13 protein-coding genes are annotated in these 11,952 nt (G+C 63.3%); all 13 read left to right on the top strand.

The window, feature by feature from the left end; genetic code table 11:
* Positions 1-83 precede the first annotated feature (83 nt).
* The 13 genes from fabF (at position 84) to HX881_RS14360 (ending at position 11,913) form a co-directional block, all read left to right on the top strand.
* Positions 84-1,328, top strand: coding sequence for a beta-ketoacyl-ACP synthase II (gene fabF / locus HX881_RS14420; protein WP_103033032.1), 1,245 nt, complete (start codon positions 84-86; stop codon positions 1,326-1,328).
* Positions 1,328-2,143, top strand: coding sequence for an aminodeoxychorismate lyase (gene pabC, locus HX881_RS14415; protein WP_177085137.1), 816 nt, complete (start codon positions 1,328-1,330; stop codon positions 2,141-2,143). Before fabF ends, pabC begins: the two co-directional genes overlap by 1 nt.
* A gap of 1 nt (position 2,144) precedes the next feature.
* The gene (mltG, locus tag HX881_RS14410) at positions 2,145-3,359 is read left to right on the top strand and encodes an endolytic transglycosylase MltG (protein ID WP_177085135.1); all 1,215 of its coding nucleotides are present in this window, start codon (positions 2,145-2,147) and stop codon (positions 3,357-3,359) included.
* 19 nt (positions 3,360-3,378) lie between these two features.
* A complete protein-coding gene (gene tmk / locus HX881_RS14405; protein ID WP_017126407.1) occupies positions 3,379-4,011 on the top strand; it encodes a dTMP kinase in 633 nt (210 codons plus the stop codon).
* Positions 4,004-4,987, top strand: a complete 984-nt coding sequence (locus HX881_RS14400) for a DNA polymerase III subunit delta' (protein ID WP_017126408.1) — start codon at positions 4,004-4,006, stop codon at positions 4,985-4,987. The genes tmk and HX881_RS14400 overlap by 8 nt, the downstream gene beginning before the upstream one ends.
* A gap of 54 nt (positions 4,988-5,041) precedes the next feature.
* Entirely contained in the window at positions 5,042-5,398 is a 357-nt protein-coding gene (locus tag HX881_RS14395) for a PilZ domain-containing protein (RefSeq protein WP_017126409.1), read from the top strand.
* Positions 5,399-5,413: 15 nt separating this feature from the next.
* Positions 5,414-6,199: a TatD family hydrolase gene (locus HX881_RS14390; protein WP_177085133.1), complete on the top strand. Its 786-nt coding sequence runs from the start codon at positions 5,414-5,416 to the stop codon at positions 6,197-6,199.
* A 486-nt stretch (positions 6,200-6,685) separates the two neighbouring features.
* On the top strand, positions 6,686-7,324 hold the full coding sequence (locus HX881_RS14385; protein ID WP_017126411.1) for a TetR/AcrR family transcriptional regulator: 639 nt from the start codon (positions 6,686-6,688) through the stop codon (positions 7,322-7,324).
* 186 nt (positions 7,325-7,510) lie between these two features.
* Entirely contained in the window at positions 7,511-8,479 is a 969-nt protein-coding gene (locus HX881_RS14380; RefSeq protein ID WP_017126412.1) for a GTP 3',8-cyclase MoaA, read from the top strand.
* Between the two features lie 443 nt (positions 8,480-8,922).
* Positions 8,923-9,528, top strand: coding sequence for a DUF4823 domain-containing protein (locus HX881_RS14375; protein ID WP_017126413.1), 606 nt, complete (start codon positions 8,923-8,925; stop codon positions 9,526-9,528).
* Between the two features lie 17 nt (positions 9,529-9,545).
* Positions 9,546-10,121 (top strand): DUF1285 domain-containing protein, encoded by a 576-nt coding sequence (locus tag HX881_RS14370; RefSeq protein ID WP_017126414.1) that lies wholly within the window; start codon positions 9,546-9,548, stop codon positions 10,119-10,121.
* A gap of 77 nt (positions 10,122-10,198) precedes the next feature.
* The gene (locus HX881_RS14365; RefSeq protein WP_042935396.1) at positions 10,199-10,912 is read left to right on the top strand and encodes a GntR family transcriptional regulator; all 714 of its coding nucleotides are present in this window, start codon (positions 10,199-10,201) and stop codon (positions 10,910-10,912) included.
* A complete protein-coding gene (locus tag HX881_RS14360; protein ID WP_177085131.1) occupies positions 10,909-11,913 on the top strand; it encodes an ADP-ribosylglycohydrolase family protein in 1,005 nt (334 codons plus the stop codon). Before HX881_RS14365 ends, HX881_RS14360 begins: the two co-directional genes overlap by 4 nt.
* Positions 11,914-11,952: the final 39 nt, after the last annotated feature.

Here is an 11,952-nt window from a genome sequence, read left to right as displayed (position 1 = left end):
GAAAAACCGCACTGCCATCATGGCGTGCGGTTTTTTCTTTAGGCGTGAGGCAAAGCGTGGTCAACAGGATAAAGGAGAGTGCTGTGTCGCGTAGACGCGTCGTAGTCACCGGTATGGGGATGTTGTCGCCATTGGGTACGGATGTTCCGAGTACCTGGCAGGGCATTCTGGCTGGCCGCAGTGGCATTGGTCTGATCGAACACACAGACCTTTCTGCCTATACCACCCGTTTTGGCGGCTCGGTAAAAGGCTTCAACGTCGAAGAATATTTGTCGGTCAAAGAAGCCCGCAAACTCGACCTGTTCATTCAGTACGGCCTGGCAGCCGGTTTTCAGGCGGTGCGCAATGCCGGCCTGGAAGTCACCGACGCCAACCGTGAACGTATCGGCGTGGCCATGGGCTCGGGTATTGGTGGTCTGACCAATATCGAGGAAACCAGCCGCACCCTGCATGATTCCGGGCCTCGGCGCATTTCGCCGTTCTTCGTGCCTGGCTCGATCATCAATATGATTTCCGGCTTCCTGTCCATCCACCTGGGTGCCCAGGGGCCGAACTACGCCATCTCCACCGCCTGTACCACCGGTACCCACTGCATTGGCATGGCGGCGCGCAACATTGCCTACGGCGAAGCCGACGTGATGATTGCCGGCGGGGCCGAAATGGCCGCCTGCGGCCTCGGCATGGGCGGCTTCGGTGCTTCGCGCGCGCTGTCGACCCGCAACGACGAGCCGACCCGTGCCAGCCGTCCGTGGGACAAGGGCCGCGACGGCTTCGTGCTGTCCGACGGTGCCGGTGCGCTGGTGCTGGAAGAGTTGGAACACGCCAAGGCGCGTGGTGCCACTATCTACGCCGAGCTGATCGGCTTCGGCACCAGCGGCGATGCCTATCACATGACCTCGCCACCCGCCGACGGCGCCGGTGCGGCGCGTTGCATCGCCAACGCCCTGCGTGACGCGAAACTGAATGTCGAGCAGGTGCAGTACGTCAATGCCCACGGCACCTCCACCGCGGCCGGCGACCTCGCCGAAGCCCAGGCGATCAAGACGGTGTTCGGCGAGCATGCCTACAAGCTGGCGGTCAGCTCGACCAAGTCGATGACCGGTCACCTGCTGGGTGCCGCCGGGGCGATCGAGGCGATCTTCAGCGTCCTGGCGATCAACGACCAGGTGGCTCCGCCGACCATCAACCTCGACGAGCCGGACGAAGGCTGCGACCTCGACTTCGTACCGCACGAAGCGCGGCGCATGCCGATCGACGTGGTGCTGTCCAACTCCTTCGGTTTTGGCGGCACCAACGGATCCCTGGTGTTCCGCCGGTTCGCCGAGTGATGCAAAGCTGGGTCGACGGTCAGCCGGCTGATTCGTTGCCGCTCAAGGACCGCGGCCTGGCCTACGGTGATGGTCTGTTCGAGACCATTGCCGTGAAAGCCGGGCGCCCGCTCTTGCTGGAGCGGCACCTGCAACGCCTGCTCGACGGTTGTCGACGCCTGGGCATGGCGGCCAATCACCCGCTGATTCGCAGCGAGTTGCTGGTCTACAGTGCCGCCATGGGCGAGGGCGTGCTCAAGCTGATCCTCACCCGTGGCGACAGCCAGCGCGGTTACGCCGCGGTGGCTGATGCCGTGCCCCGCAGGATTCTCCAGGGCAGTCCGTCGACGGTGTACCCGCCGGCCCTGCAGAACGAAGGCATTCGTCTTTTTCCCTGTGCCACCCGCTTGTCCGAGCAACCCTTGCTGGCCGGCCTCAAGCATCTCAACCGGCTGGAGCAGGTGCTCGCCCGCGGCGAGTGGCAGGATGCCAGGTATGCGGAGGGGCTGATGCTCGATGGCGCCGGGCGGGTGATCGAAGGCGTCTTCAGCAACCTGTTCCTGGTGCGCGATGGCGTGCTGTTCACCGCAGACCTGAGTCGTTGCGGCGTGGCCGGCGTCATGCGTGCCGAACTGCTGGACCAGGCTCGTGCCCTGGCTATCCCGGTGGATATTTCAGACATCAGCCTGGAGCAACTCCGACAGGCCGATGAAGTCTTTCTCTGTAACAGCGTCTACGGTGTCTGGCCGGTTCGGGCTTTTACCGATCTGAGCTGGTCGGTGGGTCCGCTCACCCGTAAACTGCAAGGCATTGCCCGCGCGTTATTGGATGTTTGAATTGAGACGTAAATTCTTGGTGCTGCTGCAGACGGGTCTGGTGCTGGCGGGATTGGTGCTGGGCGGATCGGCCTGGAAGATCCATTCGGCGCTGGAGCAGACCCTCGACCTGAGGCAGGAACAATTGCTCGACGTGCCGGCCGGTGCGACGCCTACCGGAACCTTCAATCGCATGGAGGCCGATGGCACCCTGCGCGATGCGTTCTGGCTGCGCCTGTACTGGCGCTTCAACCTGGCCGGCGTGCAACTGCACAGCGGCGAATACCGCCTGACCCCGGGCATGAACATACGCACACTGCTGGGCTTGTGGCAGCGTGGCGAAGTGGTGCAGTACAGCCTGACCCTGGTCGAGGGCTGGAATTTTCGCCAGGTGCGCAGCGCCCTGGCCAAGAACGACAAACTCCAGCAGACCCTGGCCGGGCTCAGCGATAGTGAAGTCATGAGCAAGCTGGGCCACAAGGACGTATTCCCGGAAGGGCGCTTCTTTCCTGATACCTACCGTTTCGTGCGCGGCATGACCGACGCCGAACTGCTGGAAAAAGCCTACGACCGCCTGCAGAACGTTTTGGCCCAGGAGTGGGAAAAGCGTTCGGCCGATGCGCCTTATACCGACCCTTACCAGGCCCTGATCATGGCCTCGCTGGTGGAAAAGGAAACCGGCGTGCCCCAGGAGCGTGGCCAGATCGCCGGGGTTTTTGTACGGCGCATGCAGCTCGGCATGCTGTTGCAGACCGACCCGACGGTGATCTATGGCCTGGGCGAGCGCTACACCGGCAAGCTGACCCGCGCCCACCTGCGCGAAGCCAATCCCTACAATACCTATATGAACGTCGGCTTGCCGCCGACACCGATCGCCATGGTCGGGCGCGAGGCGATTCATGCCGCATTGAACCCGGTGGCGGGCAACAGCCTGTATTTTGTCGCCCGGGGCGATGGCAGCCATGTCTTCTCCGATGACCTGGACGCCCATAACAACGCGGTGCGCGAGTTCCAGCTCAAGCGCCGCGCGGATTATCGTTCCAGCCCGGCGCCGGCTACCGCACCCGCGACGACACCCGCCGGCGCGCCGGCTGTTGTTCCCGGTGCCGATGTTCCCAGCGCCGAGTCGAAGCCGGCTCCGGATACCACCGAACCCGCGGCGGCGCCCCTCGGCGCACCGACCGAAGCGCCGCCCGCGCCGGACTCCGTCGCCCCCGAGACGAAGGACGCGCAATGACTCTGATTAAGGACTGCCTGTGACCGGCTTGTTTATTACCCTGGAAGGCCCGGAAGGCGCCGGCAAGAGTACCAATCGCGAATACCTGGCCGAGCAGTTGCGTGCCCGTGGCATCGATGTGCTGCTGACCCGCGAGCCGGGCGGCACGCCCCTGGCCGAACGCATTCGCGAGCTGTTGCTGGCACCGAGCGATGAACGCATGTGTGCCGACACCGAGCTGTTGCTGGTGTTCGCCGCCCGTGCCCAGCACCTGGCCGAGGTGATTCGTCCGGCGTTGGCCCGAGGGGCGGTGGTGTTGTGCGATCGCTTTACCGATGCCACTTATGCCTACCAGGGCGGCGGTCGTGGCTTGTCCCGGGAGCGCATCGCCACCCTGGAAACCTTCGTCCAGGGCGAACTGCGCCCGGACCTTACCCTGGTCTTCGACCTGCCGGTGGAAATCGGCCTGGCCCGCGCCAGTGCGCGGGGTCGACTGGATCGCTTCGAGCAGGAAGGGCGGGTGTTCTTCGACGCGGTACGCAGCACCTACCTGAAGCGTGCCGAAGCCGACCCGGCGCGCTATCGCCTGGTCGATGCCGCCTTGCCGCTGGCGCAAGTCCAGCAAGCGCTGGACAGCCTGCTGCCACTGATCCTGGAGCGGCATCGTGGCTGAAGCCTACCCCTGGCAGGACGCTCTCTGGCAGCAACTGGCCGGTCGCACGCAGCATGCCCATGCCTATCTGCTCCATGGTCCGGTGGGGATCGGCAAGCGGGCCCTGGCCGAGCGCCTGATGGCGCTGTTGCTGTGCAAGAGCCCGGACGGCCTCAATGCCTGCGGTCACTGCAAGTCCTGCCTGTTGCTGGCGGCGGGCAGTCACCCGGACAACTACATCCTCGAGCCGGAAGAGGCGGACAAGGCGATCAAGGTCGATCAGGTCCGCGATCTGGTCAGCTTCGTGGTCCAGACCGCGCAACTGGGCGGGCGCAAGGTGGTGTTGATCGAGCCGGTGGAGGCGATGAACATCAACGCCGCCAACGCCTTGCTCAAGAGCCTCGAAGAACCCTCCGGCGATACCGTGCTGCTGCTGGTCAGCCACCAGTCCAGTCGCCTGCTGCCGACCATTCGCAGCCGTTGCGTGCAGCAGGCCTGTCCGCTGCCGGGCGAGGCCATGAGCCTGGAGTGGCTGGCCGGGGCCTTGCCCGATTGCAGCGAGGAGGAGCGCGTCGAGCTGCTGACCCTGGCGGCCGGTTCGCCCCTGGCGGCGGTCAGCCTGCAGGCCCAGGGCGTGCGCGAACAGCGGGCGCTGGTGGTGGACGGTGTGAAGAAACTGCTCAAGCAACAGCAGTCGGCCACGCAACTGGCCGAGGGCTGGAACGCCATTCCACTGCTGCTGCTGTTCGACTGGTTCTGCGACTGGTCGAGCCTGATCCTGCGCTATCAACTGACCCAGGATGAAGCCGGCCTGGGGCTGCCCGACATGCGCAAGGTGGTGCAGTACCTGGCGCAGAAAACCTCGCAGGAAAAGGTCCTGAATATTCAGGACTGGATCCTCGCCCAGCGCCAGAAGGTACTGAGCAAGGCCAACCTCAATCGGGTGCTGTTGCTCGAAGCCTTGCTGGTGCAGTGGGCGGCTTTGCCGGCGAGCTAGCCGTACAGGCCACCAAGCGCCTAGAATCGGGTTATCTGCATTTCGGGAGTCCGCATGAACGAACCCATTGGTCCAGGCCCGCGCAACGGTATCCTGTCCCTGACCATCAAGGACAAGTCGGTGCTGTACGCGGCCTATATGCCCTTTATCAAGAACGGCGGCCTGTTCATCCCCACCAACAAGAGCTACAGGTTGGGTGACGAGGTGTTCATGCTGCTCAACCTGATGGATGAGCCGGAGAAAATCCCGGTCGCCGGCAAGGTTACCTGGATCACCCCCAAGGGCGCCCAGGGCAATCGCGCGGCAGGTATCGGCGTACAGTTCAACGACGGCGACAACACCGCCCGCAGCAAGATCGAAACCCATCTGGCCGGCGCCCTCAAGTCCGACCGTCCCACCCATACGATGTAGTTGTCACTTTATCCCATGCTTGTAGATTCCCATTGCCACCTCGACCGTCTTGATCTCGCCGAACACCAGGGCTCCCTGGATGCCGCCCTCGAAGCGGCGCGCCAGCGCGGGGTCGGGCACTTCCTGTGCATCGGTGTCAGCGCCGATAACGCCGCCGACGTGAAGGCGCTGGCCGAGCGTTATGCCGATGTCGACTGTTCGGTCGGTGTGCACCCGCTGGACGTCAAGCCTGAGGCGACGCCGGCCCTCGACTGGTTGTTGCGCGAGCTCGATCATCCGCGCGTGGTGGCCATCGGCGAAACCGGCCTGGACTATCACTACGAGCCGGAAGCGGCCGAGGTGCAGCAGGCATCTTTCCGCCTGCACCTGCAGGCGGCGCAGAAGACCGGCAAGCCGGTGATCGTCCACACCCGTGGCGCCCGCGCCGATACCCTGAGCCTGTTGCGCGAAGCACAGCTGCCCCAGGCCGGCGTGCTGCACTGTTTCACCGAGGATTGGGACATGGCCCGCGCGGCGCTGGACCTCGGGTTCTATATCTCGCTGTCGGGGATCGTGACCTTCCGCAACGCCGATGCCTTGCGCGATGTGGCCCGGCAGGTGCCGGCCGATCGGCTGCTGGTGGAAACCGATTCGCCTTACCTCGCGCCGATTCCCCACCGGGGCAAGCCGAACCTGCCGCAATACGTGCGCGATGTGGCGGGCTACCTGGCGATGCTGCGCGGAGTGCCCTACGAGCAGTTCGCCCGGCAGACCACCGAGAACTTCAAGCGGCTGTTCCCGCTGGCGCATGTGAGTTCCTGAGCCGGGCTGTGGGCGCTGGCTTGCCGGCAATGCCGTCGCCGCCGGCCTCGCAAGGCTCAAGGGGCTTGCGGGGGAGGGGTCAAATCGCAGGCAAAAAAAACCCGGGTTCTGGGGGGGTGAATCCGGGTTAAGACCATTAGGAGTAAAACAAAGGCGCGCGGTCCCTTGGCACCTTTATCAGCGCGTCACTTGGGGGAGATGTCGCGCCGACACTTCAAGTATTGGCCAGTATCGCGTCACGTCCAGTCAGCCCTGCTCATTTTTTAAACAGATTTGGAATACCGCCGCTTCGGTTGAGTTCTCATTGCTTGTCACGGGCTGCGGGGCTTGTCTGAGTGCGACGCTCCGTGACCTGGGCGAAGATTTTTTGACCAGTACGGCCTGATTCGTCGACAGTGAAAACGAAAAGCTTCGGATGATTCGTGCAATTTGGCGCGGCTCAGGCATAATAGTTGGCTTCGATTTTGCCCCTACAGACCTTTTCTTATGCATAAAGAACCCCGTAAGGTCCGTGAGTTTCGTCGCCGCGAGCAAGAAATTCTCGATACCGCGCTAAAGCTGTTCCTCGAACAGGGTGAAGACAGTGTCACCGTCGAGATGATCGCGGATGCCGTCGGTATCGGCAAAGGCACCATCTACAAGCACTTCAAGTCCAAGGCGGAGATCTACCTGCGCCTGATGCTCGACTACGAGCGCGACCTGAACGAATTGCTGCACTCGGCCGATGTCGACAAGGACAAGGAAGCACTGTCCCGCGCCTACTTCGAATTCCGCATGCGCGACCCGCAGCGTTATCGGCTGTTCGATCGCCTGGAAGAGAAGGTGGTCAAGGGCCACCAGGTTCCGGAAATGGTCGAGGAACTGCACAAGATCCGCGCCTCCAACTTCGAACGCCTGACCCTGTTGATCAAGGGCCGCATCAGCGAAGGCAAGCTCGAGGACGTGCCACCGTACTTCCACTATTGCGCGGCCTGGGCATTGGTGCATGGCGCGGTCGCGTTGTACCACTCGCCGTTCTGGAGCAATGTGCTGGAGGATCAGGAGGGTTTCTTCCAGTTCCTGATGGACATCGGCGTGCGCATGGGCAACAAGCGCAAGCGCGACACCGATACGCCGGTAGCCTGACCGGCGCGGTATACTGGTGACGGTCCTGTAGGAGCCGGCTTGCCGGCGAAGAACGATAGCGCGGTGCGGCTTGAATTCCGCGTCGCTTGAATCGCCGGCAAGCCGGCTCCTACGGATAGGACTTGCTAAAACTTGATTTTCAAGTCAACTTTTAGCTTGTGCCAGAGTCCATCGCCGGAGTGTTCCATGATCGTTGACCGTCAAGGCAGGCGTTTTCGCAATCTGCGCATCAGCCTGACATCCGCCTGCAACTATGCCTGTACCTACTGCGTGCCCAACGGCAAGCGGCTGGTGGCTGCCCAGGATGAATTGTCGGCCGAGGCCATGGCGCGGGGTGTTGCCTACCTGATCGAGGCGGCCGGAATCGAACGCTTGCGTATTACCGGCGGCGAACCGCTGGTCAGTCCCAAGCTGGAAACCTTCATGGGCGCGGTGGGCCAGTTGGGCCTGAGTGATATCAGCCTGACCACCAACGGCCAGTTGCTGGCGCGCAAGCTGCCGTTGCTGGTGGATGCCGGGATCCGGCGGATCAACGTTTCCCTCGATACGCTCGATCCCGAGGCTTTCCGCGGCATTGCCCGTGGCGGCGATCTGGCCAGCGTGCTCGACGGTATGGATCAGGCGCGGGCCGCGGGGCTGAAGATCAAGGTCAATATGGTGCCGCTGCGCGGGCAGAACCTGGACCAGGTGATGCCGCTGCTCGACTACTGCCTGGAGCGGGGTTACGAGCTGCGTTTCATCGAGTTGATGCGCATGGGCCACTTGGCCAGCGACAACAATGCCTTCCTCCAGCAGTTCGTCAGCCTCCAGCAGTTGCTGGGATTGATCGGCGAGCGCTATGAATACCTGCAGGCCAATGCGCCGGTCGACGCGACCGCGGTGCGCTACGAAATTCCGGGGCAAGGCTATTTTGGCGTGATTGCCAACGAAAGCGTGCCGTTCTGCCGGACCTGTTCGCGCTTGCGCCTGTCCTCGACTGGCTGGCTGCATGGTTGCCTGTCGTCGAGCAACCGGCACTACGTCGGCGATCTGCTGGACAAGCCGCGTCACGAAGCCCTGCCGGCGTTGCAGCGGCTGCTGGTCAAGGCCCTGGGCGACAAGCAGGAAGTGGCCTTCTCCGGCGGTGCGACGGTGATGAAAATCATCGGCGGCTAGTCATGTCGCGGTGCCTTGCTGGGAGCGGACTTACTGCAGGGCGGGCTATGCAGGAGTGAGCTATGGGGGAGTGAGCTATGGGGGAGTGAGCTATGGGGGAGTGAGCTATGGGGGAGTGGGCTATGTGGGAGCGGGCTTGCCCGCGAAGCTTCTAGCGACCTCAAGGGCCTCTTCGCGGGCAAGCCCGCTCCCACAGTTGCCACAGAGCTTCGATGCCACAGAGCTCACAGTTGCCACAGAGCTTCGATGCCACAGAGCTAACAGTTGCCACAGAGCTTCGATGCCACAGAGCTCGCCACAGTTGCCACAGTGCTCCCGCAGTTCCACTGTCTCACACAAACCCCGCTCCCACAGGCTCAACCCGCTTGCCAGGCCGATCTGGCGCGGAAGCTGCATCACGCGGCTATTCGCCGGTTTTCCGTCACCGGCCTTTGGAGGATAGGATGCGTAGCCTGGTTATGCTGCTGGCGTTTTTGGTGCTGGGCGGCTGCATGAAAGTCAGCGATCTGGGAGAAGGTGCTCGTTATCAGATGAGCGATGCGGGATTGCTCGATCATAGCGATACGCGCCGGATCCACTCGTTCCGCATTCAGCCGGACTCCTTCATCTACATTGCCCAGGGCGCATTCGCCCCGCCTGGCAGCGCCTATCCACGGCCGAACGTGGTGGCCGAAGAGGCCTTCAACGGTTTTGTCGAATACTTCCCGATGGTTCGCCGCGCCCGTGCCCCGGTCGGTCTCGACGAGGCCATGGCCGAAGCCCGCTCCGCCGGTGCCCACTACCTGCTGTACACCCGCTTCGCCAAGGCTGACGACCGGATCGGCAACTACGACGAGTGGGCCGACCAGGAAGCCGTCGATCGCCTGGGGATCGACAGTGGCGTTATCCAGATCATGCTGATCGAGACCAGCACCCAGTACCTGATCGATACCGCCCGGATCAAGAGTCGTGGCGGTTTACTGACGTTCCACGACAACAAGCCGCAGGACCTGATCGCCAAGCCACTGGCAGAATATGCGCGTAGTCTATTGGGCTTGAGCGATCAGTAAGTCATTTCGGAGTGAGCATGAGTGAGCCAGGCAAGGCCGATGATCTGTTGGCGCAAATTTCTCTGATCGGGAAGGGCACGGAAAAGGGCCTGCCGCCGGTGCACCTGTGGAACCCGGACTTCTGCGGCGATATCGACATGCGCATCGCCCGCGACGGCACCTGGTATTACCTGGGCACGCCCATCGGGCGCAAGCCGATGGTCAAGCTGTTCTCCACCATCCTGCGTCGTGACGGCGACGATTATTTCCTCATCACTCCGGTGGAAAAGGTCGGCATCAAGGTCGATGACGCGCCTTTTGTCGCGGTAACCCTGGAGGTCGAAGGGCAGGGCGAGACGCAGCAACTGCGTTTTACCACCTACGTCGATGAACAGGTGACGGCTGGGGCCGAGCATCCGATCCGGGTGCTGATCGATCCCGTCAGCCAGGAGCCGACGCCTTATGTCCACGTACGCAGCAATCTCGAGGCGCTGATCCACCGCAATGTGTTCTACCAACTGGTGGAGCTGGCGGTGACCCGGCAGATCGACGGCCAGTCCTGGCTCGGCGTGTGGAGTGGCGGCGAGTTTTTCCCCATCGGCCTCGAACCCTGATATCGGGCTCCACCATTCATCCCCTGGAAAAATAAATCCCTTGCACCGACAAGCCTGTTTCGGTTATCAATTTGTACATGATTAGACATGTTCGATTTGACAAGAAAAAACGGGTGGTCGATGAGCTGATCCGGCGCATCGAAAGCGGTCTTCTCGAAGACGGCTTTCTGCTGCCGGGCGAGCATCAGTTGGCCGAAGAATTCTCGGTGAGCCGTGGCACGCTGCGCGAGGCCCTGGCCGAGCTCAAGCGGCGCAACTACATCGCCACCCAGAGCGGCGTCGGCTCGATCGTCACCTATGACGGCATCGTGCTCGACCAGCGCGCGGGCTGGGCCCAGGCCCTGGCCGACACCGGTGCGCTGATCAACACCGAAGTGTTGCGTTTCGAGGCCGTGCAGCGTCCGGACCTGCTCAGTCGCTACGGCACTGACCGGTTCATCGCCCTCGACCGGCGGCGGCGCAACACCGAAGGCGTCGTGGTCTCCCTCGAACATTCCCTGATGCCGGCCAGCGGCGGCCTGGAAAGCCTGCCCGAAACCGGCCTGATCGATAACTCCCTGACCATCACCCTGGCCGCCCACGGCTTTATCGGCGAGCGTGGCGACCAGTGGATCGGTGCCGAACCCCTCGGCGCAGAGGACGCCGAGCTGCTCGGGCGTCCCGTGGGCACCGTGTTCCTCAAGGCCCTGCGCACCACCTATGACAAACAGGGCCGTTTCATGGAACAGGTCGAAAGCCTGCTCGATCCCTTGCATTTCCGCCTGCACCTGGCTTTTGGAAACCCGACATGACCCCGACGCACCGCGCCCTCGGCGCATTCTATGGCCTGGCCCTGGGCGACGCCCTCGGCATGCCGACCCAGTCATTGAGTCGTAGCCAGATCCAGGCGCGCTTCGGCAGCATCCGCACCCTGGTGGACGCCGGTCCGGACCAGCCGATTGCGCCGAACATGCCCGCCGGTTCCATTACCGACGACACGGAACAGGCGATCCTGGTCGGCCAGTTGCTGATCGACGGGCAGGGCCATATCGAGCCGGCCGTGCTCGCCGAGCGCCTGATCGCCTGGGAAGCGGTGATGCAGGCCAAGGGTTCCCAGGACCTGCTGGGGCCGTCGACCAAGCGCGCGATCGAAATGATCCTCGCCGGTCACAGCCCTGAAGAGGCCGGACGCTACGGCACCACCAATGGTGCGGCGATGCGTATCACGCCGGTGGGGATTGCCGCCGATATCGCCGAGCCCGGGCGTTTTCTCAAGGCCGTGGTGCAGGCTTGCCAGGTCACCCACAACACTAACCTGGGCATCGCCAGCGCCGCCGCCGTGGCCGCGGTGATCTCCAGCGGGATCAACGGCAAGAGCCTGGCGCAGGCGCTGGAGGTCGGCACCGAGATCGCCTTCGCCGCCGAACAGCATGGCCACTGGGTTGCCGGTGGTCGCATCGGTCCGCGCATCCGCTGGGCCCGGCAACTGAGCGCCGACTGTGCCGATGCCGATCTCGCCGATCTGCTCTATGACGTGGTCGGTACTTCCGTCGCCAGCCAGGAGTCGGTGGTGGTCGCCTTTGCCCTGGCCCAGCGCGTGGCCGAGGGGCGCCTGAGCGCCTTCGACGCGACCTGCCTGGCCGCCGGTATCGGCGGCGACACCGACACCATCGCCGGGATTCTCGGCGCCATGCTCGGCGCCTGCGACGGCCTGGAGTGCTGGCCGCCCGAGCTGATCGCACAGATCATCGAAGTCAACGGGCTGGAACTGGTTCCACTGGTTCAAGGGCTGATCGCCCTGCGCACCGCCTGAATAAACAAAACGCAACGGACTGCAGAAGAAGGGGGCCGG

The sequence above is a fragment of the Pseudomonas gingeri genome (genome assembly GCF_013386115.1).
Taxonomy (GTDB): Bacteria; Pseudomonadota; Gammaproteobacteria; order Pseudomonadales; family Pseudomonadaceae; genus Aquipseudomonas; species Aquipseudomonas gingeri.
The sequence above is the reverse complement of the archived record's forward strand: the minus strand, read 5'-3'. Positions and strand labels throughout refer to the sequence as shown.

Excerpts from the sequence above, each read along its gene's own strand:
- pabC (WP_177085137.1), top strand. The coding sequence starts at position 1,328 with ATGCAAAGCTGGGTCGACGGTCAGCCGGCTGATTCGTTGCCGCTCAAG.
- HX881_RS14395 (WP_017126409.1), top strand. The coding sequence starts at position 5,042 with ATGAACGAACCCATTGGTCCAGGCCCGCGCAACGGTATCCTGTCCCTG.
- HX881_RS14390 (WP_177085133.1), top strand. The coding sequence starts at position 5,414 with ATGCTTGTAGATTCCCATTGCCACCTCGACCGTCTTGATCTCGCCGAA.
- HX881_RS14385 (WP_017126411.1), top strand. The coding sequence starts at position 6,686 with ATGCATAAAGAACCCCGTAAGGTCCGTGAGTTTCGTCGCCGCGAGCAA.
- HX881_RS14380 (WP_017126412.1), top strand. The coding sequence starts at position 7,511 with ATGATCGTTGACCGTCAAGGCAGGCGTTTTCGCAATCTGCGCATCAGC.
- HX881_RS14375 (WP_017126413.1), top strand. The coding sequence starts at position 8,923 with ATGCGTAGCCTGGTTATGCTGCTGGCGTTTTTGGTGCTGGGCGGCTGC.
- HX881_RS14370 (WP_017126414.1), top strand. The coding sequence starts at position 9,546 with ATGAGTGAGCCAGGCAAGGCCGATGATCTGTTGGCGCAAATTTCTCTG.
- HX881_RS14365 (WP_042935396.1), top strand. The coding sequence starts at position 10,199 with ATGATTAGACATGTTCGATTTGACAAGAAAAAACGGGTGGTCGATGAG.
- HX881_RS14360 (WP_177085131.1), top strand. The coding sequence starts at position 10,909 with ATGACCCCGACGCACCGCGCCCTCGGCGCATTCTATGGCCTGGCCCTG.